Consider the following 23,345-nt stretch of genomic DNA (forward strand, 5'->3'; position numbering starts at 1 on the left):
GGACGAGCTCGGAAAGACCGGCCGTCCGGCCATCGTCTGTCTGCAGGCGGGCAACATCAACACCGGTGCGGTGGACCCGATCGCCGAGGTGTGTGCGCTGGCCCGCGAGCACGCTCCAGGAGCGTGGGTGCACGTGGACGGCGCGATCGGGCTGTGGGCCGCGGCCAGCCGGCGGCTGCGCCCCGCCGGGCTGGAGCCGATGGCCGAGCTGGTCCGGGCGATCATCGAGGGTGCCACGCACGGCTTCATCAAGATCATCGCCGATCTCTGGCCGCTCCTGCGCGGCTTGGGCGGCGGACGCGTGCTCGGCACTACCATCGTCGCCCCACGTGCCGGCCTGCTAGTCGGCCGCGGACGGCGAGCAGTTCGGCATCGCGGCGTACGCCAGGGCCACGAACTGAGGGTGACCGGTGCTGGTCCGGGCCCTCGATGGATTGGGCCGGCACCGCGCTTGCACGGTTCCCATCTTTAATGGCACCATTTATTCCGGTCGTCGGAGTAATGAGGCAGGGAGACATAGGCGTGCAGTGGACCTTGAACTCGCCCGGCGGTGCGGTAGTGCTCGATGTGTCACTCGATGAGCGAGGCCGGCTCTGGTATGACGTGCGGCGGCGCGGTGTCATGCTGCTTGAGCGCTCCAGGCTCGGGGTCGAGCGGCAGGACGCGTCCTTCCACAACGGGCTCGTGCTGGTCGCCGAGCCGATGCCCGAGGCACGCGACGAGAGCTACACCGCCGTGCACGGCAAGCGCAGCGCGCTCCACGAGCGTTCCACCGCCGCGACACTCTCCGTGCGAGGGCGCAACGGGGCGCCGCTCGACATCGAGTTCCGCGTCTTCGACGGGGCCGTCGCGTTCCGCTACCGCTTTCCTTGCTCGTCTGGCGGACACGGTGGCGCGACGGTCACCAGGGAGCTGACGACCTTCGCCTTCGCCGCGGAAGGGCGCGCGTGGATGCAGCCGACCTCGCCTTCAGACGGGGGTGGACCCGCGCACGAGAACCTCTACACGAACGGCGTGCCCATCGGCACCCCGACGGCGGCACGCTCCTACGACCTGCCCGCGACCTTCGAGGTGAACGGGCAGTGGCTGCTCGTCTCGGAGGCCGGTCTCGACGCGACCTACCACGGCACGCGGCTCGACCCCTCGCCGGTCGGGCGCGAGTACGGCATGCTCGGGCCCGACCCCGACGAGGGACTGGGCCATGGCGACGTCCTGGCCACCTCGGTGTTGCCGTGGACGCTGCCGTGGCGGTTCGTCGCCATCGCGGACCTCGCGGCCGAGCTGGTCGAGTCGACGGTGGTGCGGCACCTGGCCGAACCCGCACGGATCGCCGACACCTCGTGGATCAGGCCGGGGCGCGTCTCCTGGAGCTGGTGGTCGGAGAACGCCAGCCCCCGCGATCTGGGCGCGCTGCGGCGTTTCGTCGACTTCGCCGCCGAGATGGGGTGGGAGTACTCGTTGGTCGACGCGAACTGGACGGTGCACGCGGAGGAGGAGATCCGCGAGCTGGTCGGCTACGCGGCCGAGCGCGACGTGCGGCTGTTCCTCTGGTACAACTCGGCCGGGCTGAACAACCCCTCGACGGAGGGGCCGCGCGACCTCATGCACCTGCCGGAGGCGCGCAGGGCGGAGCTGGCGAAGATCGCGGGCTGGGGGATCGCCGGGATCAAGGTCGACTTCTTCCACTCGGACAAGCAGGACGGGATCGCGCACTACCTCGGCATTCTCGAAGACGCGGCGGAGGCGGGGGTGATGGTCAACTTCCACGGAAGCACGATCCCCCGGGGGTGGGAGCGGACGTGGCCGCACCTGATGACGCTGGAGGCGGTGCGGGGGGCCGAGTGGTACCTGTTCGGGCCGTCGTTCGCGGAGGAGGCGGTGTGGCACAACACCGTTCTGCCGTTCACGCGCAACGTGATCGGGCCGATGGACTACACGCCGGTGACTTTCGGCGACGCGCTGCGGCCGCGGTTGACCACGGCGGCGCACGAGCTGGCGCTGGCGGTGGTGTACGAGTCGGGGCTGGTGCACTTCGCGGACTCGCCGGAGTCCTATCGGCGGCAGCCGAAGGGAGTGCGTGAGGTGTTGCGTGCCGTACCGGCGGCGTGGGACGAGACGGTCGGGCTGGCCGGTGAGCCGGGTGACCACATCGTGCTGGCCCGTCGTGCGGGTGGGACGTGGTGGCTCGCGGGGATCAACGGTCTTGCGCCGCGGACCGAGGCCGAGCTCGGTCTCGGTCGCCTGGGGCCGCTCCGCGGCACGTGGCGCGTGGTCGCGGACGGCGCGGATCGCGACGAGGTCGTGGTGTCGGACACCGCCGCCGGCGAGGTGTTCCGCGTTCCGGCGATGTCGACGGGCGGCGGTTTCGTCGCCCACCTGCTGCCCGGGTAGCAGGCTGCTACGGCCTGGCCGCGAACCGTTCGTCGAGTATCAGGCAGGCCGCGCCGATCGCCGCCACGTCGGCGCCGAGCGCGGTGCCGACCACGTTGAGGTCGTGGATCTCACGCATCACGAACTGCTCCGCGACCATCGGCTTGAGCAGCGGAAGATAGTGGTGCGCCGCGGGAGCCCAGGCGGGCCCCCCGCACACGACGAGCTCGGTGTCGAGGATATGGCCGATGGTCGCTATCGCCCGCGCGAGCCGCCGCGCGGACCGCTGCAAGATCGCCACCGCCCGCTCGTCACCGTCGTCGGCCGCCCGGCACAACGCCCCCACCCGCCTGAGCGCCTGCACGACCTGCCCGTCGTCGGGTGAGGCGGGCAGCACGCCCGACGCCACCGCCTCATGGATGAGAAAGAGCGGCGAGCACGCCGCCCCCAGGCACCCCCGTTGCCCGCAGACGCACGGCGGCCCGTCCGCGTCGACGATCAGGTGCCCGATGTCGCCGGCGTTGCCGGACCGGCCGCGCACCACGATGTCGCCACTGACAAGCCCCACCCCGACACCGGTGCCCAGATACAGGAACGCGAAGTCGCTGTTGCCGATCGCGGCCCCCGCCCACCGCTCGGCCACGACCGCGGCGGTGACGTCCTTGTCGAGCACGACCGGCAGCCCGGTCGCCTGGTGCAGCCGGTCGACCAGCTCGACCTGATGCCAGCCCGGCAGGTGCGGCGGATCGACCATGACCCCGCCCGCGATGTCGATGGGACCCGGCGCCGCGATGCCGAGCCCGAGTATCCGGTCCCGCTCGATCCCCGATCCCGCGAGCAGCACGTCGAGCGCCGACGCTATCCCGGCCATGATGACGTCGGCGTCCTGGGGACTCGAGGTCTGCCTGCTGAAGTGCGCCACCAGATTGCCGCCGAGATCGAGCAGCACATAGGTGATCGTGGCCGGGTCGATGTGGATGCCGAGCGCATAACGGCTCGCCGGCACGAGCTCCAACGTACGGCGGGGCCGTCCGAAGCCGGTCGACGTCGTCCCGGTCTCCGCGATGAGCCCCTGGTCGAGCAGACGCTGGCACACGTCGGAGACGGTCTGCGCGGCGAGCCCCGTCTCGACCGTCAGCTCCGCGCGCGAGCTCCCCGTGCGCGAGCGCCGGATCGCGTCGAGGACGACGGAGCCGTTGAAGTCGGCGACGTGTTCGAGGTTGGAGCCGCGCCGAAGGCCGGTGGATCGGGCCGGAGGACCGGCTTCCCGCTTGCCGGTCTTCCCGATCACGGAGGACTCCCGCTCGGCTGCCACTGGTCTCCGTGCCCCCTCACCCGTCGTTCCGCCCTCCGCCTACCCTAGCCGACCGTGCATTGATTTATTCAGGACGTCGGAAATATCCTAAGGGCCCTTCGACCAGAAAGTCGGCCTTCATGATCGAACTTACCCACCCCGCCGAGGTCACCGTGGTCGGCGGCGGTCTGGCCGGGGTCACCGCAGCCGTGAGCGCCGCGCGCAACGGCGCGACAGTCGCCCTGATCAACAACAGGGGCGTGCTCGGCGGCAACTCCAGCAGCGAGATCCGGGTGTGGGTGGTGGGCGCCACGGCACACGGCGCGCAGAAGTTCGCCCGCGAGAGCGGCCTCATGGGCGAGCTGTTCGCCGAGAACCAGTGGCGCAACCCCGAGGGCAACCCCGTCCTCTGGGATCACGTCGTGCTCGACCTCGTACGGGCGGAGCCGAACATCACGCTCTTCCTCAACACCGAGGTGCGTGAGGTCGAGGCGGACGGCGACGAGGGCGACCGCGTCATCCGGTCGGTCACCGGCTGGCAGTCCGGCTCCGAGCGGCTGATCAGGTTCGAGTCGCCGATCTTCCTCGACTGCACGGGTGACGGGCTGGTCGGCCTGCTCGCCGGCGCCAGGTTCGCGACCGGCAGGGAGGACAGGAGCGTCTACGGCGAGGAGTGGGCGCCGGAGGTCGCCGACGACAACATGCTCGGCAGCACGATCCTCTTCTACACCAAGGACGCGGGCCGGCCGGTCCGGTTCGTCCCGCCCGGCATCACCAAGGACATCGAGGCGTTCGACCTGCCGCTCCGCCGCCACATCGACCCCGGCATGAACGGCTGCGACTACTGGTGGATCGAATGGGGCGGCGAGCTCGACGCGGTCGCCGACAACGAGCGCATCCGCGACGAGCTCTGGGGCGTCGCCTTCGGCATCTGGGACTACATCAAGAACTCCGGCCGCTTCGACGCCGACAACCTCACGCTGGAGTGGGTGGGCACGGTCCCCGGCAAGCGCGAGTACCGCCGCTTCATCGGCGACCACGTGCTCACGCAGCAGGACATCACCGGCCAGACCCGCTTCCCCGACGCGATCGGCTTCGGCGGCTGGTCCATCGACCTGCACCCGCCCGGCGGCATCTACGCCGCCGACAGCCCCTCGAAGCACCTGTTCGGCCCCGGTCTCTACGACATCCCGTTCCGCTCGTTGTACTCGGTGAACGTGCGCAACATGCTCATGGCGGGCCGCGACATCTCGGCCAGCCACGTCGCCTTCGGCAGCACCCGGGTCATGGCGACCTGCGCGGTGGTGGGCGAGGCGGCGGGGACGGCCGCCGCGCTCGCCGTCCGCAGGGGCGTCACGCCGCGCCAGATCTCGACCACGCACCTCGACGAGTTGCAGTCCATGCTCGTACGGCAGGACGCCTCGCTCCTGGGCGTGTCCTGGCAGGACCCGAGCGACCTGGCGCTGAAGGCCTCCGTCACGGCGTCGTCCACGCTGACCCGGCTGGCCGGTGAAGCGGGTAGTGAGCCGGAGCCGTTCCCGATCGGCGAGGCCGACTTCGGCCTGCTGCTCCCGGCAGATCCCCGCATCGACGTCGTGCGCATCGGCGTCGAGGCCAGGCGCGCGACGACCGTGACGGTGGAGTTGTGGAGCACGGGCGGCGGGCTGAACCACATCCCCGTCCGGCTGCTGGCGAGCCGGGAGGCGCACGTCGCGCAGGCGGGGCGCGCCTGGCTGGAGGCACGCTTCGACGACGTGGCCATGGAACAGGGCAACGTGGTCGTGGTCGTCCGCCGCAACGACGATCTCGCCGTCGTGGTGGGCGGGGACCGCCCGCCGTACGGGGTGCTGGGGTTGATCAGCAGGGTCCCGGCGCTCGGGGTGGGCACGCCGCAGAGCAACGCGTGGTCGGCCTTCGAGCTGCGCAGGCGCACGCCGGAGTTCGAGGTCCGGCCGGCCACCAGCGCGTACCGGCCGGGCCAGGTCGCCGGCGGGTTCGCGCGGCCGTTCGACGGCCCCAACCTCTGGGCCTCCGAGCCGCTCGGCGAGGGCGGGGAGGAGCATGTCGAACTCCGCTGGCCGGAGGAGCGGACCATCGGCCGCGTCGAGCTGGTCTTCAACGACGACGTCGACGAGGACCTGGTCAACCTGCACCACCACCGCACGCCGTACCTGGTGATGCCCGAGCTCGTGAAGGACTACCGGATCGAGGTGGAGACGGCGGGCGGCTGGGAGACGGTCGTGACCGTCGAGGGCAACCGGGTACGGCGGCGCGTCCATGTGCTCGACGCCGGCGCGCGGGCGGGCGCGCTGCGGGTCGTGGTCACGGCGACCAACGGCGACGAGCGAGCCATGATCGTCGCGGTGCGGGTCTTCACCAACCACGCTTGATGGAGAAACACAGTGCATGACAACCGCCTGGTCGTCGAAGGACGGCTGGCCCGTTTCGTCCGGCACTTCCTGCCCGCCGCGCTCTACCGGGAGCGGCGGCCCCTCGCCGTCGAGGCCTGGAACGTGCCCGGCGAGCCCGTACCCGCACCCGAGGCGTTCGCGGCCGGCTACGCCCCCGTCGCGCTTCCGCACGACTGGGGCGCACCCTGGGCCACGACCTGGTTCCACGCGACCGGGCAGGTGCCGGGGGAGTGGACCGAGGGCGGCGGGCTTCCGGCAGGGACCCGCCTGGAGATCGTCGTCGACCTTGGCTTCTACGGCCCGCGCCCCGGTTTCCAGGCGGAGGGCCTGGGCTACCGCGCCGACGGCACCCTCATCAAGGCGGTCGCGCCGCGCAGCCCCTACCTACCGTGGAACCCGGCCGAGCCGGTCGTCGACCTCTACGTCGAGGCGGCGGCCAACCCGGACGTCGCGGGCGACTACACCTACGAGCCGACCCCGCTCGGCGACCGGGCGACCGCGGGTCCAGACCCGATCTACAGGTTGAAGGCGTTCGACCTGGCGCTGCTGGACGTCGGGGTGTGGGAGCTCGCCCAGGACGTCTGGGCGCTCGACGGGCTGATGCGCGAGCTGAGCCTCGACTCCTCGCGACGCTGGGAGATCCTGCGCGCGTTGGAGCGCATGCTCGACGCCGTCGACCCCGCCGACATCCCGGGCACCGCGCGGCTCGGGCGGGACGTCCTCGCGGGGGTGCTCGCCGCCCCCTCGTCGGCCGGCAGCCACCGCATCGTCGCCGTCGGGCACGCGCACATCGATTCGGCCTGGCTCTGGCCGGTGCGCGAGACGATCCGCAAGTGCGCGCGCACCTTCGCCAGCGCCGTCACGCTCATGGACGAACATCCCGAATACCGCTTCGCCTGCTCGTCCGCGCAACAGCTGGCCTGGATGAAACAGCACTATCCGCCGCTGTTCGAGCGCATCAGGAAGAAGGTGGCGACCGGGCAGTTCATCCCGGTGGGCGGGATGTGGGTCGAGCCCGACATCAACATGCCGGGCGGCGAGTCCATGGCCCGCCAATTCCTGTACGGCAAGCGCTTCTTCCTGGAGGAGTTCGGCGTCGACACCCTCGAAGCCTGGGTGCCCGACACCTTCGGCTACTCGGCGGCGCTGCCGCAGATCATCGCGGCGTCGGGCACCCGCTGGTTCATGACGCAGAAGATCTCGTGGAACCAGGTGAACGAGATTCCGCACAGCACCTTCCTCTGGGAGGGCATCGACGGCACGCGGATCTTCACGCACTTCCCGCCCGCCGACACCTACATCTCCGAGCTCTCCGGCGCCGAGTTGGCGCACGCGGCGCGCAGCTTCAAGGAGAAGGGCCTGGCCACGACCTCGCTCGTGCCTTTCGGTTGGGGCGACGGCGGCGGCGGGCCGACCCGGGAGATGCTCGCCGCGGCCAAGCGGCTGCGGTCGCTGGAGGGCTCGCCGACGGTCACGATCGACTCGCCGCAGGCCTTCTACGAGCGGGCGGAGCAGGAGTACGAGAACCCGCCGGTGTGGTCGGGCGAGCTCTACCTCGAACTGCACCGCGGCTCCTTCACCACCCAGCACCTGACCAAGCAGGGCAACCGCCGCAACGAGCACCTGCTGCGCGAGGCCGAGCTGTGGGCGGCGACCGCGGCGGTGCGCGAGGGGGCCGCCTACCCCTACGACGAACTGGAGGAGATCTGGCACACCGTACTCCTCCAGCAGTTCCACGACGTGCTCCCCGGCACCTCGATCGCCTGGGTGCACGACGAGGTCGAGCAGAACAACGCCGCGCTGCAACCGGCGCTGGCGCGCGTCACGGCGCTCGGCATCCAGGAGCGCACCCAGGAGGCGGGGCCCGTCTACCATCGTCGGCGCCGCCGAGGCGGCGGTCGTCGTCACCCGGCGCTTCGGCGGCTCGACGATCAGGCAGACGGTACGCCTTAGCCGCGGCGCCGCCGCGCTCGACCTCGTCAGCGAGATCGACTGGCACGAGCGCGACTCCCTGCTCAAGCTGGTCTTCCCGCTCGACGTGCACGCCGACAGGTTCGCCTCGGAGACGCAGTACGGCCACGTGTTCCGGCCGACGCACACCAACACCTCCTGGGACGCCGCCCGCTTCGAGGTGTGCGCGCACCGCTGGATCCACGTCGGGGAGCCCGGGTACGGCGTGGCCATCGCCAACGAGTCCACCTACGGGCACGACGTGGTGCGGCACACCCGCCCGGACGGCGGCACGACCACGACGATCGGCCTGTCCATGGTGCGCGGGCCGAAGTTCCCTGATCCCGACGCCGACCAGGGCGCGCACACGATCGCCCACTCGATCAGGCCGGCCGCGGGCATCCGCGAGGCCGTGGCCGAGGGGTATCGCGCGAACCTGCCTGCGCGTGCCGTACGCGGGGCTCGGGAGGTTGAGCCGCTCGTGCGGGTCTCGCACCCGGCCGTGGTCGTGGAGGCGGTCAAGCTCGCCGAGGACCGCGGCGGCGACGTGATCGTGCGCCTGTACGAGTCGGAGGGGGCCAAGGCGCCCACGCGCGTCCAGGCGGGGTTCGACAGCGGCGAACCGCGGTTCGCGGACCTGCTCGAACGCGACGTCGAGCCGCCCGCGGGCGCCGCGTTCCAGGACGGGGCGCTGTCGGTGACGCTGCGCCCGTTCCAGTTGGTCACCCTGCGCTTCCCGCGGGTCAGAGCAGCTGGTCGATGAACTCGAGGAGGGTGGTCAGGTCGACGCCGGCCGGATCGCCCACCGTCGTGCGGCCGACGAAGAGCTTCGGCGCGATCGCCCGCTCGTCGCCGGCCGTCCCCGGCGAGATCAGGTACTGCGCCGCCGCGTCGCCGAGCGCGGGCAGGTTGGGGTCGATGGTCGTCAGGAACCCCGTCCGGCGCTGCGGAGGGTCCATGGAGAAGTGGTCGTGACCGACGAGCGCCACTTCCTCCGGGACTCGGATCCCGTGGGCGCGGAGGCCGACGTAGGCGCCGTAGGCGATGAAGTCGTTCGCGCAGAAGATCGCGTCGAACTCCGTCCCCGCCTCGATCAGCTGGTTGACCGCCTGGAGGCCCCAAGCCTTGGACCAGTCGCCGTAGAGCGGCTCCACCGGCTGCCCCGCCGCGGCGAGGGTCTCCACGAAGCCACGCGTCCGCAGCTCCGCGCCCCGCTCGCTGCCCTCGGCGATGTGCGCGATCTTCGTCCGCCCGAGGGACAGCAGGTGCTCGGCGGCGAGCCGGCCGGCGCCGTAGTCGTCGGGGAGGAACGACGCGTCCGCAGGATTGTCGGACTCGCAGAAGGCGTAGGCGACCGGGCAGGACAACCTGTCCGAGATGGAGGGATAGGGCCCCGACGGCCCTGAGCCGATGACCAGCACGGCGTCGACATGGCGGGCGTCGAGGGCGCGCACGAACTGCGAGCGCCGCTGGTCGCTCTCCGCGGCGTCGCAGACGAGCGTGGCCAGGCCGCCTAAGGCCAGCCTGCGCTCCGCGCCGCGCAGCACCATGCTGCTGAAGATCTCGGAGGCGTCCTCGATGATGATGCCGACCAGCTCGCTCCGCCCCTGGGCGAAGGACTTGGCCAGCGCGTTGGGCCGGAAGTCAAGCCGCTCGGCGGCGTCGAGGATGCGCTGACGGGTCTCCTCCGAGGCGCGTCCGGTGTTGTTGAGCACTTTCGACACCAGCGACACCGAGACCCCGGCGGCCGCGGCGACATCCGCGAGAGTAACGGCCTTACGCGCCATGACGTCCTCTCCACCTCGCACACCTGGTGCCCGAAACCGTCGATAACGGGTTAACTCATCGTTTCTCCGGACGCTTGACAAAGTAGCAGGCCGAAGAACACGATGACGTTGGTCAAACGGTTGACCACCGTCATGAAACTCGCCGGCACGCCACTGCTGCCCGCGTAAGCACCGCGGTCATGACATCCGCCCGAGCGTGACCGCCGTTCGCGCCACCATGCAAGCAAAGAGGGGTTCGTCATGTTACATCACAAGAATCGGCGGCTCGCCCGCACCGCGATGGCGGGCATCGTGGCTCTCACCGTGGGCGCGTGTTCGCCGGGTCAGCCGGCCACCAAGGCCGACCAGAACGCCAAGGTGACGATCCACGTCGGCAACATGCCGACGAAGGACAACCCCGACAACCTCGCCCTGTTCAACAAGCAGATCGCGGCCTTCCAGAAGCTCCACCCGAACGTCACCGTCATCGGCGAGGAGACCAAGTTCGACCCGCAGACGTTCGCCGCCCTCGTCGCCGGCGGCTCGATGCCGACCACGATGCAAGTGCCGTACACCAACATCCAGCAGCTGGCCGTCAACGGTCAGGTGCGCGACATCACCGACCTGGTCAAGGGCGACGAGGTGCTCTCGCGGGTGAACCCCGACGTCGCCAAGCAGACGCGGAACGCGGAAGGCCGCACCTTCGGCGTCGTGACGGCCGCCTACACGATGGCCTTCATCTACAACAGGTCGCTGTACAAGAAGGCAGGCCTCGACCCCGACGCCCCGCCGAAGACCTGGCAGGAGGTGCGGGACAACGCGAAGGCGATCAGCAAGGCGTCCGACGCGGCCGGCTTCACGATAGCGACGACGACCAACTCCGGCGGCTGGATCCTCGCCACCATGGCGTACGGCCACGGCAGCACGATCCAGAAGCGCGAGGGCGACGCCGTCAAGGCGAGCGTGAACTCCAGCGGAGTGAAGGAGGCACTGACGTTCCTGCGCGACGTGCGCTGGGCAGACCAGGCCGCAGGCGAGAACTTCCTGATGAACCAGGACGACATGCGCAACGCGATCGCCGCCGGACGGATCGGGCAGACCGTGCTCGGCGCCGACCTCTACCGCGACCTCGTCGGCAACCGCGACATGCCCGGCGCCGACCTGGGGATCGCGCCGCTGCCGCAGTCCTCCACCGGCATCGGGACCCTGGGCGGCGGCGACATCGCCGTCGCGAGCCCGAAGGCCAGCGCGAGCGAAGCCGCAGCGGCACTGGAGTGGGTGAAGTTCCGCTACCTGGGGCGCTTCCTCAACCAGGAGGCCGTGGTGGAGTGGGCCGAGACCTCCAAGACCGGCGGCCTGCCCGTCGGCGCCCCCGAGGTGCCGCTGTTCTCGGCGGAGATCTACGACCGCTACCTGAAGTGGATCGCCGACTACGTCAACGTCGAGCGGGCCAACTACACGGCCTACTTCGCCAGCCTCGGCACCCTCCCGATCCTCGGCGAGCCTCCCGTGGCCGCGCAGGAGACCTACGCGCTCCTCGACGCCGTGACCCAGCAGGTGCTCACGAAGCAGGACGCCGACATCGACGCGGCGCTCACCCAACTCCAGACGGATGCGCAGGCGCTGATCGATGCCGCGCAGTGACACCTCCATGGGCGCGGTGACCCGATGGGTGCGCCACGGCGGCGCGGGGAAGTTGCTGTTCACCGCCCCGATGCTGATCGTGTTCGGCGTCTTCGCCTGGTGGCCGATCCTGCGGAGCCTGGTCCTCAGCTTCCAGCGCACGAACCTGGTCGCCGATCCCGTCTGGGTCGGCCTGCGCAACTTCGCGCGGGTGCTCGCCGACCCGCTGCTCGCCACGGCGGCCTGGAACACGGTGTGGTTCACGGTCCTGGCCCTGGTCATCGGTTTTCCCGTGCCGGTGCTGCTCGCCGTGTTCATCGGAGAGCTCCGCCGGACCAGGACCGTCGCGAGCGTGCTCGTCTACATCCCGATCATCATCCCCCCGGTCGTCGCCGTACTGCTGTGGAAGCAGTTGTTCGATCCGAGCGCGCACGGCCTGCTCAACACCGCGGCCGGCTGGCTCGGTCTGGGGCCCTTCCCCTGGTTGCAGAGCGCGGAGACGGCGATGCCGAGCATCGTCGTGCAGGCGACCTGGGCGGGGTTCGGCACGACGACGATCATCTACGTCGCCGCGCTCATGTCGGTTCCGTCCGAGCTCTACGAGGCGGCTGAGCTCGACGGTTCGGGTGTCCTGCGGCGGGTCTGGCACATCACCCTGCCGCAGTTGCGTTCGGTCATCCTGCTGATGCTGATCCTCCAGGTGATCGGCACCTTCCAGGTCTTCACCGAGCCCTACGTGATGACGGGCGGCGGGCCGGACAACAGCACGATCACCCTGCTCATGCTGATCTTCAAGTACGCGTTCGTCGTCGGCGACTTCGGCAAGGCGACGGCCCTGAGCCTGATGCTCGCCGTCTTCCTCACCGCCCTGTCCGCGGTGTACCTGCGAGCGACGAGGAAGTGGAAACGCTCATGAAAGAGCGCGGCATCCTCTCCACCAGCGAGCGCCGCCGGCCGGTGACCCGGGTGGTGTTCACGACCCTGATCGCCGCCGTGCTCGCCTGCCTCGCGATCGCCGCCGCGGGACCGATCGTCTGGCTGGCCAAGTCGGCGGTGTCGACCTCGCAGGACATCCTGCGCGACCCGTTCGGCTGGTGGCCGGGCGGGATCCAGTGGGAGAACCTCGCCGAGGCCTGGACCGGCATGGACATCGGGCGCGCCCTGGCCAACACGCTCTACATCGCGGCCGGTACCTGGTTCCTCGGCCTCTTCGTCGCCCTGACCGGCGGCTACTCCCTGGCCATCCTCCGGCCCAGGTACGCCAAGGCGGTCTCGGGCGCGGTGATGGCGACCCTGTTCATCCCCGGTGTCGTCTCGCTCGTCTCGTTGTACCTGACGGTGATCGACGTGCCGGTCCTCGGGGTCAACCTCATCAACAGCTACTGGGCGGTATGGCTGCCCGCGGCGGCGCACGCGTTCAACGTCCTGCTGGTGAAGAACTTCTTCGCCGAGTTGCCGAAGGAGGTCTTCGAGGCGGCGAAGGTCGACGGAGCCAACTCCTTCGACGTGTTCTGGCGCATCGTGCTGCCGATGTCGCGGCCGATCATCGCCGTCGTGTCACTGCTCACGCTGGTGTCGGCCTGGAAGGAGTTCCTCTGGCCGCTCCTCGTGTTGCCCTCACCGGATCTGCAGCCGCTGTCCGTCGTGCTCTACAAGATCTCGGCGACCGCGGAGACCAGCACGCTCACCGCCGCCATGTTCATCGCGGTGATCCTCCCGCTGGCCTTCTTCCTCCTGTTCCAGAAGCAGTTCCTGCGCAGCGCCGGTCAGGCCGGCGCCGTCAAGGGATGACCCCGACGAAAGTGAGAAGGGCGATGATCTCACCGTTAACCCGCCGCGTGCTCGCGGCTCTGATCTCCGTGGCGCTGATGTGGAGCTGCTCCGCCACCGCCGCCTCGGCGGACACCAGGCTCCCGTACTCGAACACCTTCGACGCGTGGAGCATCAGCAGGAACGGCTCGGCCGAGGTCGCCTTCACCGCCACCACCCAAGGGCACACCGGGTCGGCGGTGCGGATCGTGAACCAGACGCCGAGCAGCCCGAACACCTTCGGGCAGCTCGCCCAGACGGTGCCCGTCAAGCCGGCCACGCCCTACCGGTTCACCGCCTGGGTCGCGTCCGAGGGTCTGTCGCGTGCCGCCGCCCTGCAGGCCGTGCTCAGCCCTGACACGAGCCGGCGCTACAACTTCCCGACCGGCGTCTACGACTGGCGCCAGGTCTCGTGGAGCTACACGACCCTCGCCACGCAGACCAGCTTCTCGCTCCGCATCGTGTCGCAGGACGTGACGCCCGGCGTGCGCCTCGACGACCTGACCATGACCGAGGAGGGGAGCGAGCGGAACCTGCTGGTCAACTCCGGGTTCGAGCAGCACTCCACCTACTTCGGGGTCATGAACGACTCCCTGCTCTTCGATCCCGGCACGGCCGCCCTCGACCTGTTCACCGACGCCCGGAATCCCGCCCCCGCGGGCTGGGCCGTACGGGATGTGCGGGGGACGCAGGTGGCGAGCGGGACGGCCGCCTTCACCGACGGGCGCAGCGTGGTGAACCTCGCCTCGTTGCCCAACGGGTACTACACCTTCGTCTCGGACACGCTGAGCGCGAGCTTCGGCATCGTGCCGCCGATGCCCGCGGCCGCGGCCGACTCGCCGTTCGGGGTCGGTCTCCACGGGTACGAGCGTGAGCTGATCGACGGCATCGCCCGCATCGGCTACACCCGTTCGCGCAACGACGTGGCCTGGTCGGTCGTCGAGAAGCAGCCGGGCGTCTACACCTTCCCCGCCCGGTATACCGACGGGTTCGCCGCGCTGAACGCCGCCGGCATCGAGCCGCTGCCGATCTCGAGCTACCGTAACCCGCTCTACGACGACAACCGCACGCCGAGCTCGCCGGAGGGCCTGGCCGCCTACGGCCGCTTCACGGCCGCCGTCAACCAGCAGTTCAAGGGCTACACCCAGGCGACCGAGGTCTACAACGAGTTCAACATCAACTTCAACGACGGCCTGTGCGGCCGCACCCCCGCCTGCTACGCCCAGCTCCTCCAGGCGGCCGCTGACAAGGTCGACGCGCAGAGCCCGCAGGCCCAGCTGGTGGGCCCGGCGATCTCCGGCGCCTCGGCCGACTATGTACGCCAGGTGCTCGAACTGGGCGGCGCCGCCGTACTGGACGCCGTGTCCGTCCACCCGTACCGCCACCCCAGCCCGCCGGAGGGGATGGACACCCAGATGGCGGCGCTGAGCCAGACCATCGACGATGCGGCGGGCCGCTCGCTCCCGCTCTGGCTCACCGAGTACGGCTGGCCGACCCACATCGCCGGCGGCACGAGCGACGCCATGCAGGCCGACTACCTGGTGCGCTCGGCGGTGCTCTCCCTGGCGGGCGGCGCCGACCGCCTCTACTGGTACGACGCCCGCGACGACGGAACCGACCCCAACAACCAGGAGCACAACTTCGGCGTGTTCGAGGTACGGCGCGCCACGGCCCGCTACGCCGCCGAGCCCAAGCCCGCCGCGGTCGCGCAGGCGGTGATGGCGGCCGAACTCGCCGGACGCAAGCTCACCAAGCGCGACACACTGGACGCGACGACCTACTCCTTCGCCTTCAAATCCGCCGTGAACGACATCAACCGAGTCATGTGGGCCTCGAACGGCCCGAAGACCGTGACCCTCCGCACCGACCGGCCGCTCACCCTCACCGACCAGTACGGCGTGCGGACCACCCTGTCCCCGCACGCGGGCGCCGTCGAGGTGACGCTGACCGAGCACCCGATCTACGTCCGCGGCGACGTCGACACCCTCACCGTCAACCCCGCTCCCGCGATCGCCCTGCAGACCTCGGCGACCGTCGCCGACGGCGAGAGCATCGAGGTCCGCGCGGTCGTCGACCGCACCGGCAAGAACTGCCGCGCGCTCCCCGCCAAGGTGACGATCGCGCTGGAGGGCCAGCGCCGCGACGTCAGGGTCCGGGGCTGCGGCACCGGTGAGGCGATGTTCGACATCCCCACCACCGCGGGAGGCAAGGCCAGCTGGCTGACCGGCTGGGCCTCGGCAGGGAAGGAGAAGGTGGCGCGCCTGGCCACGCCGACGATCCGGATCACCACGCCGGTCGTCGCCACCACCCAGGCCAAGCTCGTGCGCGACGGCGGCTACCGGGCCGAGGCGGTCGTCTTCCTGTCGAACACCTCGCGCAAGACCGCGGTGACGCTCGACGGCATCGCCTGGACCCTCGGCCAGCAGTCGGGCACGATCGCCGACAGCACCACGCTGCAGCCGGGCAAGCAGGTCGAGCACACGATCCCGCTCCCGTCGTTGCGCGTGTGGGAGCAGGGCTACCTCGACGTGTCGGTCGGCCTGGCGGACCGTGCCGACCTGTCACTCCGGCAGTCCGTGGGCGCCGGCCCCATCGAGCCCGACACCGCCACCACGGTCGCGCCGATCGACCTGTCCACCGACGCGAAGTGGTTCCGCTACACCGCCGACTGGGGCGGAGCCGCCGACCTCGGCGGTCCTGTGAAGATCACCGAGACCGCGACGGGACTGAGGGTCCAGGCCACGGTCCAGGACGACGTGTTCACCCAGAAGAACCCGGCGGGCAACCTGTACAACGGCGACTCCGTCCAGCTCTCCCTCTCACCCGCGCTGCCCGGCGCCTCGACGGAGCGGACCGAGATCGGCCTGGCGCTGACGCCCGGCGGGCCTGCCGCCTACACATTCGCCGCCTTCGGCATCGCGATCACCGGCCCGACCCCCACGGAACGGCTCACGGTGACCAGGACGGGCACGACCACCGCCTACGACGTCGTCCTGCCCTGGCAGAGCCTGGGACTCAACGGGCCGCCCGCCGAGATGTTCGCCCTCTCTCTGCTGGTGAACGACGACGACGGCCCAGGCCGGAAGGGCTACCTGGAGTGGTCGTCCGGCATCGGCCACAGCAAGGACACCGGCCGGCACTTCCCCGTACGGCTCACCAGCGGGCTCTGAAGGGTGACGACCATGACGACGACACGTTTACTCGCCGCCCTGGCCGCCGCGGTGCTGGCCTGGGGCGGACCCACGGCCACGGCTTCCGCCGACACGGCCGATTCGCACACCTTCACGTCGTGGACGCAGTACGCGACCGGAGGCACCGACATCACGGTCACGGCCGACACGCAGACCCCGCACGGCGGCGCGGCCGCGGTGAAGGTGGTCAACGCCACGCCGAAGGCCTCGAACGTCTACGGCGGCATCGTGCAGGCCGTCACCGTCGCACCGTCGACCACCTACCAGTTCAGCGCCTGGGTGAAGGCGGGCGGCCTGCCCTCCGGCTCGGCCGCCCAGTTCGTGCTGAGCCCGGACTGGAGCGTGCGGCAGACGTTCCCGGCCGGCAGCTATGACTGGACACGGTTCACCTGGAGCTACACCACGACGGCCACGCAGAGCAGTATCGCCCTGCGCCTGCTGCTCCAGGACGCCGGCGCCCTCTGGCTGGACGACCTGACGATCACCGCGCCAGGCTCGTCGGTCAACCTGGCCGCCAACCCCGGCTTCGAGCAGTACACGACGGTCCCGCCGGTCGTCCCCGCCCAGCTCAGCATCACCAACCCGGACCTCGTCTTCACCACCGGCCCCGCTTCGATCACCATGACGAGCAACCGGCCCAGCGTCGACTGGAAGGTGACCGATGTGGCCGGGCAAGCCGTACGCAGCGGCATCACGGCGATCAGCGGGGGAGTAGGCGCCCTGGCCCTCCCCGACCTCGGCAACGGCTACTACGGGCTCGAACTGACGACCGCGGGTTCCGCCCCGATCACTCGAAGGACGTCGTTCGCCGTCCTCCCGCCGCAGAACGACAACGCGCAGAACGCCGGCAGCCCCTTCGGCATCGCCTGGCACGCCGCGGCGCTCAACCTGGACCAGCTGCCGACCATGGACGAGCTCGGCGTCTCCTACGTGCGCTTCGACGTCTCGTGGAGCTCCGTGGAGAAGGCCAAGGGGGTCTACGCGATCCCCACGCTCATCCGCGAGAGGTTCGACAAGATCGTGTCGATGGGCATGCGGCCGCTGGTCATCCTCAACTACCGGAACACGTTCTATGACGGGGGCAAGACTCCCAGCACTCCGGAGGGCATCGCGGCCTTCGCCGCGTACGCCCGCTTCGTCGCCCAGCAGTTCGGCGCGGCCGCCGACTACGAGGTCTACAACGAGTACAACGGCACCGGCTTCAACGACGGCGCCTGCGGCACGACGGCCGACTGCTACCTGCAGTTGCTCAAGCCCACCTCCGAGGCGATCCACGCCGCGGTGCCCGGCGCCGTGGTCGCCGGTCCTGTGCTCGCCGGTGTCGACCTCGCGTGGCTGAAGCGGCTGTTCGAGCTAGGCGGCCTCGACTACATCGACGCCGTCAGCGTCCACACCTACGCGCGCAACGCGGCGCCGGAAGGCGTCACCGCGCCCCAACTGGCCTCGCTGCGCGCGCTGATCCGGCAGTACAACAACGGGCAGGACAAGCCGCTGTGGCTCAGCGAGACCGGCTGGAACACCGCGAACGCCGGGGTGAGCGAAGAGCAGCAGGCCGACTACCTCGTCCGGGACCTGGCGCTCAACATCCAGACGGGCGTCACCCGTGAGTACTGGTACGACTTCCTCGACGACTGCGGAAACGCCGACGACAAGGAATGCCGGTACGGCCTGCTCCGCGACATCAACAGCGGCCAGTCCGTCGCGGCGCCCAAACCGGCCTACGTGACCTACGCCGTGCTCACCCGCCGGCTCGCCGGATACCGGCCGACCAGGCTGGAGACCCTCGCCTCCGGCGCGTACTCCGCGCTCTTCACGAACTCCTCCGGCGCGACGACCCGGGTTCTCTGGGCGACGAGCCCGCAGGCGGTGAACGTGACCGCCACCGGCGCCGTGACCGTGACCGATCGCTGGGGCGTGTCGATCACCACGGACGGCTCCATGCAGCTCGCGCTCACTGAGCACCCGGTCTACCTCTCCGGTGCCGTCTCGAAGGTCACCAGCCCCGGCGTACCCACCGGCGGGGAGGACCCTCCAGCGGCCCCGGGAAAGCCGTGCGGGCCTGCCGCCCTCGTCCATCGTGCCGACTACCCTCCGGTGGCCGCCGCAGGAGAGTCCATCGATGTCACGGTCAAGGTCGACTGCCGCCTGCAGCGCAACGCCGAGCCCGTGACCGTCACGTTCGCCACCCCCGACGGCGCCCACCGGGTGCTCGTGCCGTCAGTGTCGCGGAAGCTGAGCACGGCGACGCTGAGCATCCCGGCGCCAGACACGACGGGGAGCTCGCCGTACACCATCAACGTGCTGGTCAAGGGCGAGGTGGTCGCGCGTCTCACCGGCGACGTGCCGGTGGTGGACAATCGTGCGTCCGTCGAGGTGCGACCCACCTTCACGGCAGGTGCCCCAGGTGCTCAGGTCGTCATCGGTAACGCGAGCGCGTCGACGACGCTCACCGCGACACGCGTCGCCGCACGAACAGGAGAACGTGCGGTCACTCTCAGGAAACGCCTGGACATCGCGCCGGGCCGGTCCGCGACGCTGCCGCTTGATGTGACCGGCCTGCCCGGGTGGACGCGGCTGCCGATGAGCGCCGAGGTCAGATTCAGCGACGGCATCACCCGTACGGTGAACGGGAACACCGCCCTCGCTCTCGTGCTGCCTGACGGAACCGCGAACCCGCCCGTCGCGGATCTGGCCACGTCGGGAACGATCGTCAACGTGGCCGGTGACGGCATCTCCGGCGCGGCCGACCTCTCCGGCCGGATGTGGGCGAGCCACACGGGCGACACCATCACGATCCACGCGGTGGTCACCGACGACGCGCACACCTCGACCGCCGATGCGGCGAGCCTCTGGACCAAGGACTCGATCCAGTTCGCCTTCGCCACGAAAGAACGATTCGAGTTCGGCGCCGCCCGGCTGACCGATGGCACGGCCACGGTCTACGGCTACGCCGGTCGAAGCGGAAGGATCACGGACGCCACGGCGGTGATCACCCGAGATGAGGCGGCGAAGACGACGACCTACGCGGTCACCCTGCCCAAGGAGCTGATCGGCCTATCCGCCACGGACAAGCTCGTCGACTTCTCCTTCCTGGTCAACGACAACGACGGGCACGGCCGTACGGGCTACATCGAGTGGGCTTCCGGCATCGGAAAGACCAAGGACGTCGGCCAGTACCTGCCACTCGTCCTGGCTGAGTAGCGGAGCCAACCTGAATCCCATCATGTCCCGCCGCGCCGCCCTCCGGCTGTTCGCCACGGTCGCCGCTCCATTGCTCTCACCTGCCCTGGCATCGGCCGCTTCCGAGCGGCCATGCCCCGTGCGATGTCGGGGTTGCGTTCGGCGTACTCGTCGGCCCATCTGGCCAACTGCCAGGCCAACTCGGCATCGCCAGCGCGCAGGGCGATCCTGGCGGCGGGAACGGGCCAGTCGGGCAGTCCGGTGAGCCGTTCGACCCAGCGGAGGCGGGTGTCCAGCAGCGTCCGCAGGTCGGCCTCGCACGCGCCGGCGCCGGTGAGCACGTGCGCGTGCCGTACAAAGGCCGCGACAAGCCGGCCTCACAGAAGACCGCCAACTCCGCCCACGCCAAGCTCCGCAGCCCCGGCGAACGCGCCAATGCGCAGTTGAAGACCTGGCGCATCCTGCGCAAACTCCGCTGCTGCCCTCTCCTGACAGGGCAACTCGTCAAGGCCATCCTCGTCCTCCAGCTCGGCGAATCGAGATGAAAAACGTTCAGGGGAGCTTTAGCATTCGAGGTCTTCGCTAACAGGTCCTAACAATCCGGGAACCGGGAATTCCGCAGAGACCTTTTCCATCAAACCGGGCTACCTCCAAGCCATCCGCAAGTCCCCTCCAAGGAGGCTGGGGAAATCTTGGTGTGACCGATCGGACGAGAAAAGGGGAAAGCATGCTCGTGCGTTCTAAATCCGGTTCTCTTCTGGCTCTGGCAGGCCTTCTCGGGTCGCTGGTTCTTGCCACCGCGACCCCTGCGAATGCCTCAGCCGAAGCCGGACTCGGGGTTGCCCTATATGTCCATGATGTGGATGAGGAGGGAACCTGGAGCAACGGCGACGAAGTCTTCATCAGCGTCATGCGCGATGGATCAACTCAACGCTATGCCCCGACCAGCGGCACGATCGACGTCAACGAATCCGACGAGGGCGGGCAAGTCGAAATCCCGTCAGCACACTCCCTCAAGTTGCCGGTGGGTGCTAAAGTAACAATCCAGGTATGGGAGGACGACGTCTCCGGAGACGATCTTCTCGCCGAGGCCAGAGACATCGTCGTCGAGTGCAACCGCCCGTTCAGCGGAGTAACCGAAATCACAAAGCGGAAATACTACAATTACTCGTTCGACGGTAAGTTCACCTGCTAGTGAGCATGCCTGAGCTCTTTCCAACCTGGCGGCGCAAGGAGCCGGGTTGAGGTGAGGCGAGGCCCTCGGTCAGACAGCGGTCGCCACGATCCGATGCCCCAATCGGGAGCCTCGTGCTGTCTCATCGTGCCGCGATTCCGCTGTCTGCCCGCACCCTGAACCGCTTGGCCGCCCTGATCCGCGCCCACCGCGCCGAACGTCGCTCCCGATGGCGACGCCTCGACCCCGGACCGCTGACCGGCGTCCGTGTTCAGGTCTTCGCCGACCGGGGTTATCAGGGCGCCGGCGGCACTATCGGCGCCTTCGACCTGGCGACGCTGGCCGAGCTGCGCGCCTCGGCCGACACGCAGTGCTTCATGCGCGAACTGGCGCAGCGGTACGGCGTGGCCGTACACGCTCCCTATCTCGACAACGAGGTGGTGCGCGCCTGCCTGGCCGCCCCCGTGTTCGACCAGGTGGACGCAGGTGTGCCCAAGCCGCTGCTGTCGTCCGCGCTGCGCGGCCTGGTGTCGGGGCGGCCCAGGTCCCTACGAGGAACAGGAGCACGGCGGTCTGGTGGTGATGGATCGCCGGACCGGCCTGATCCACGGGTTCAGCGCGACCGCGCGGCTGATGTGTCGCGAGTGGGAGGCGGGCGGCGGCTTGGAATCCTGTCAGCCTGATACATCGCTCGACCGGGTACTTCGAATAGGTTCCGAAGGAGCAGCCGGGAATCAACTGTCCGCGAGATCCGCCAGCAGCGCCGCGGCCTCGCCGGGACGAACCAGGAAGCCGACGTGGCCGCTCGACAGCGACCGCACGTCGAATGGGTTCCCCGGTGTCAGGGCATCGGCTTCTTTGATGAAGCGGTCCTGCAACGCGAGCGGAATCGAGGTGTCCTCGGTGAGCCGGATGTAGGTGTGCGGAACCCGTCCCCACGATGCGGCATTGGCGCGGTCGTCGGGCGTACCCGCGTCGAGTGCCTCGTCCGGCTCGAGCAGGTTGAGGAAGGCGAGGAACTCCGCGTCGGTGCCTTCGGCAAGCATCGACCGTTTCAGGGCGGCGAGGGTGTCGGGATCCGCGGTTCGCCAGTTCATCCGCAGGGCACCGAGTGCGGCGGGGTCGGCAGCCAGGATGTTCGGCAGGTCGTTGAGCGCGCTGGCGGCGTACTCAGGACTTGCCATGTACTCGGCCGGGGTCGCGTCGACACAGCACCACGCCGAGATGTAGACGATGCGCGCGAGCAGGTCCGGTGTCGCGTTGGCGAGCGCGGTGAGCGTCATGCCGCCCCGGCTGTGCCCGACGACAATCACGGGTCCATGCTCACGAGCGCGCTGCACGATGCCGGCGACATGCTCGACGGAGTCGCGCAGGGTCACTCCGGCCGACGCGGACGGCGCCGTGGCGAGCCCGGCCGGGTCCTGGGGTGCCTGGTAAGCCGCAGGCAGCGCGGCGTCGAAGCCGTGGCCCGGCAGGTCGACCGCGAGCGAACGGTGACCGAGCAGTGCGAGTTCGCGCTGCAACGGCGCCCAGCCGAAGGAGTTGCTGTTGGAGCCAGGGATGAGAACGAAGGTCGGAGAATGCATGTGGCTCATTCTGCCTGGCTCGCGTAGTTTCCGTCCGGCCCCGCAGCTGTGGCTCGCCACACTGCTCCAACGGCGACGCCATGCCCGCCATCGCCCGCCGTCACCCCGCTTGCACTCCTCGGCAGACTCGCACCCGGACGTGAACCACCCTCAGGAGAGTCCACCCCGAAGGGGGAAGCCCACCTTCGTCGAAGGATTGGGGCTGGCGTCGTAGACGGACGTCCAGTAGTACTTGCACCAGCTGTAGCTATGCCACTGGCCCCCGGCTTGAACCAGCCTTGTTGACCATACTCCGCAGCAAACTTGGAGCGCTTCGAGTCGGTCGGTATGGCCAACCAATCGAGTGGACTGCTGACTATCCGCGCGTGTCGACCAGAGGAAATCCATAGGCACGACCGGGGGTGCGGAACCAGTCCTCGTCGAGGAAGCGGCCTGTTATCCGTCCCACGATGGTCAGAAAGGCGTGCGCCAGCCGTTCTTCGCCCATATTTGGATCCCCGTCCCGGGGAAGTTCCTGGGCATAGGGTTCGAACAGCTGCCCGGGCAGCAGTTCGCCCGACGGCAACGCCGGAAGTTCTGCGACCAGGTTTCCATCTCGGTAATAGGCGAGGTCGGAGAGGCCATCGATCTCTCGGTGCCAATCGACCATGAGCATATTTCCGGAGCTGAGCCACCACCCTCCCGTTTCCGGGCCGCTGGTGCTGATCACAACAGACCAGCCAGGACTGTGGGGTCCGATCCAGAGAGTGTCTTTCTCATCGAGCGGGACGGACCAGTCCGTCATCGTGACCGCTTCCTGGATCAAGCGCACGTCACGCCTGGATCGCGGATCCAGGCGCAGCAATCCCGCGAGTTCGTCGAGGTCGTCCCGTTCCACCCAGAGCCCGAAGAAGGCTTCATTGAACCCGTGCGCCGCCAGCAGTTCATACTGATCATGTTCTGGCGATGCGGTTCGGATATCGGTCATTTCGTCGTCTCCAGTTGCTCGGGT

16 protein-coding genes and 2 pseudogenes are annotated in these 23,345 nt (G+C 69.4%); 13 read left to right on the forward strand and 5 right to left on the reverse strand.

Annotated elements, in window-relative coordinates; genetic code table 11:
- Together ABZ911_RS35355 and ABZ911_RS35360 are read left to right on the forward strand one after the other, a co-directional pair.
- A pseudogene (locus tag ABZ911_RS35355) lies at positions 1-472 on the forward strand (hypothetical protein); the annotation flags it as partial.
- 50 nt (positions 473-522) lie between these two features.
- Positions 523-2,391, forward strand: a complete 1,869-nt coding sequence (locus ABZ911_RS35360) for a glycoside hydrolase family 97 catalytic domain-containing protein (RefSeq protein WP_358066249.1) — start codon at positions 523-525, stop codon at positions 2,389-2,391.
- Between the two features lie 7 nt (positions 2,392-2,398).
- Here the strand turns inward: ABZ911_RS35360 and ABZ911_RS35365 are convergent, their stop codons facing one another.
- Positions 2,399-3,661, reverse strand: a complete 1,263-nt coding sequence (locus tag ABZ911_RS35365; RefSeq protein ID WP_358066252.1) for an ROK family transcriptional regulator — start codon at positions 3,659-3,661, stop codon at positions 2,399-2,401.
- A 143-nt stretch (positions 3,662-3,804) separates the two neighbouring features.
- Here ABZ911_RS35365 and ABZ911_RS35370 point away from each other — a divergent pair, with 143 nt between their 5' ends.
- Genes ABZ911_RS35370 through ABZ911_RS35380 form a run of 3 tightly spaced genes read left to right on the forward strand, consistent with a single transcriptional unit; the run spans position 3,805 to position 8,788 of the window.
- Complete coding sequence (locus tag ABZ911_RS35370; protein ID WP_358066255.1) at positions 3,805-6,054, forward strand: FAD-dependent oxidoreductase; 2,250 nt, start codon at positions 3,805-3,807, stop codon at positions 6,052-6,054.
- A 12-nt stretch (positions 6,055-6,066) separates the two neighbouring features.
- Positions 6,067-8,028, forward strand: coding sequence for a hypothetical protein (locus tag ABZ911_RS35375; RefSeq protein ID WP_358066258.1), 1,962 nt, complete (start codon positions 6,067-6,069; stop codon positions 8,026-8,028).
- Positions 8,006-8,788 carry a glycoside hydrolase family 38 C-terminal domain-containing protein gene (locus ABZ911_RS35380; protein WP_358066425.1) on the forward strand — a complete coding sequence of 261 codons (783 nt, stop codon included), beginning with the start codon at positions 8,006-8,008 and terminating at the stop codon, positions 8,786-8,788. Before ABZ911_RS35375 ends, ABZ911_RS35380 begins: the two co-directional genes overlap by 23 nt.
- Here the strand turns inward: ABZ911_RS35380 and ABZ911_RS35385 are convergent.
- A complete protein-coding gene (locus ABZ911_RS35385; RefSeq protein ID WP_358066261.1) occupies positions 8,769-9,812 on the reverse strand; it encodes a LacI family DNA-binding transcriptional regulator in 1,044 nt (347 codons plus the stop codon). The two genes, ABZ911_RS35380 and ABZ911_RS35385, sit on opposite strands and share 20 nt — an antisense overlap.
- Before the next feature lie 240 nt (positions 9,813-10,052).
- On the opposite strand from ABZ911_RS35385, the gene ABZ911_RS35390 reads away from it, so the two are divergent.
- From ABZ911_RS35390 to ABZ911_RS35410, 5 genes are read left to right on the forward strand one after another with little or no spacing between them, the layout of a single operon-like run.
- A complete protein-coding gene (locus ABZ911_RS35390; RefSeq protein WP_358066264.1) occupies positions 10,053-11,435 on the forward strand; it encodes an extracellular solute-binding protein in 1,383 nt (460 codons plus the stop codon).
- On the forward strand, positions 11,422-12,330 hold the full coding sequence (locus ABZ911_RS35395) for a sugar ABC transporter permease (protein ID WP_358066267.1): 909 nt from the start codon (positions 11,422-11,424) through the stop codon (positions 12,328-12,330). The genes ABZ911_RS35390 and ABZ911_RS35395 overlap by 14 nt, the downstream gene beginning before the upstream one ends.
- Positions 12,327-13,205, forward strand: a complete 879-nt coding sequence (locus ABZ911_RS35400) for a carbohydrate ABC transporter permease (protein WP_358066270.1) — start codon at positions 12,327-12,329, stop codon at positions 13,203-13,205. The genes ABZ911_RS35395 and ABZ911_RS35400 overlap by 4 nt, the downstream gene beginning before the upstream one ends.
- Before the next feature lie 23 nt (positions 13,206-13,228).
- The gene (locus ABZ911_RS35405) at positions 13,229-16,393 is read left to right on the forward strand and encodes a glycosyl hydrolase (RefSeq protein WP_358066273.1); all 3,165 of its coding nucleotides are present in this window, start codon (positions 13,229-13,231) and stop codon (positions 16,391-16,393) included.
- A gap of 12 nt (positions 16,394-16,405) precedes the next feature.
- Positions 16,406-19,615 (forward strand): hypothetical protein, encoded by a 3,210-nt coding sequence (locus ABZ911_RS35410; protein ID WP_358066276.1) that lies wholly within the window; start codon positions 16,406-16,408, stop codon positions 19,613-19,615.
- A 20-nt stretch (positions 19,616-19,635) separates the two neighbouring features.
- Here ABZ911_RS35410 and ABZ911_RS35415 read toward each other — a convergent pair whose 3' ends face one another.
- On the reverse strand, positions 19,636-19,935 hold the full coding sequence (locus ABZ911_RS35415; protein ID WP_358066279.1) for a hypothetical protein: 300 nt from the start codon (positions 19,933-19,935) through the stop codon (positions 19,636-19,638).
- On the opposite strand from ABZ911_RS35415, the pseudogene ABZ911_RS35420 reads away from it, so the two are divergent.
- The 3 genes and pseudogenes from ABZ911_RS35420 to ABZ911_RS35430 all read left to right on the forward strand — a co-directional run.
- Positions 19,936-20,139 (forward strand): annotated as a pseudogene (locus ABZ911_RS35420) (transposase family protein); the annotation flags it as partial.
- Positions 20,140-20,321: 182 nt separating this feature from the next.
- Positions 20,322-20,789, forward strand: a complete 468-nt coding sequence (locus ABZ911_RS35425) for a hypothetical protein (protein ID WP_358066282.1) — start codon at positions 20,322-20,324, stop codon at positions 20,787-20,789.
- Positions 20,790-20,902: 113 nt separating this feature from the next.
- Positions 20,903-21,451: an asparagine synthase-related protein gene (locus tag ABZ911_RS35430; RefSeq protein WP_358066285.1), complete on the forward strand. Its 549-nt coding sequence runs from the start codon at positions 20,903-20,905 to the stop codon at positions 21,449-21,451.
- Positions 21,452-21,502: 51 nt separating this feature from the next.
- On the opposite strand, the gene ABZ911_RS35435 is transcribed toward ABZ911_RS35430, so the two are convergent.
- Together ABZ911_RS35435 and ABZ911_RS35440 are read right to left on the reverse strand one after the other, a co-directional pair.
- Positions 21,503-22,354 (reverse strand): alpha/beta fold hydrolase, encoded by an 852-nt coding sequence (locus tag ABZ911_RS35435; RefSeq protein ID WP_358066288.1) that lies wholly within the window; start codon positions 22,352-22,354, stop codon positions 21,503-21,505.
- A 355-nt stretch (positions 22,355-22,709) separates the two neighbouring features.
- Positions 22,710-23,321: a hypothetical protein gene (locus ABZ911_RS35440; RefSeq protein ID WP_358066291.1), complete on the reverse strand. Its 612-nt coding sequence runs from the start codon at positions 23,319-23,321 to the stop codon at positions 22,710-22,712.
- Positions 23,322-23,345: the final 24 nt, after the last annotated feature.

This window comes from Nonomuraea sp. NPDC046570 (assembly GCF_040645915.1).
GTDB lineage: Bacteria > Actinomycetota > Actinomycetes > Streptosporangiales > Streptosporangiaceae > Nonomuraea.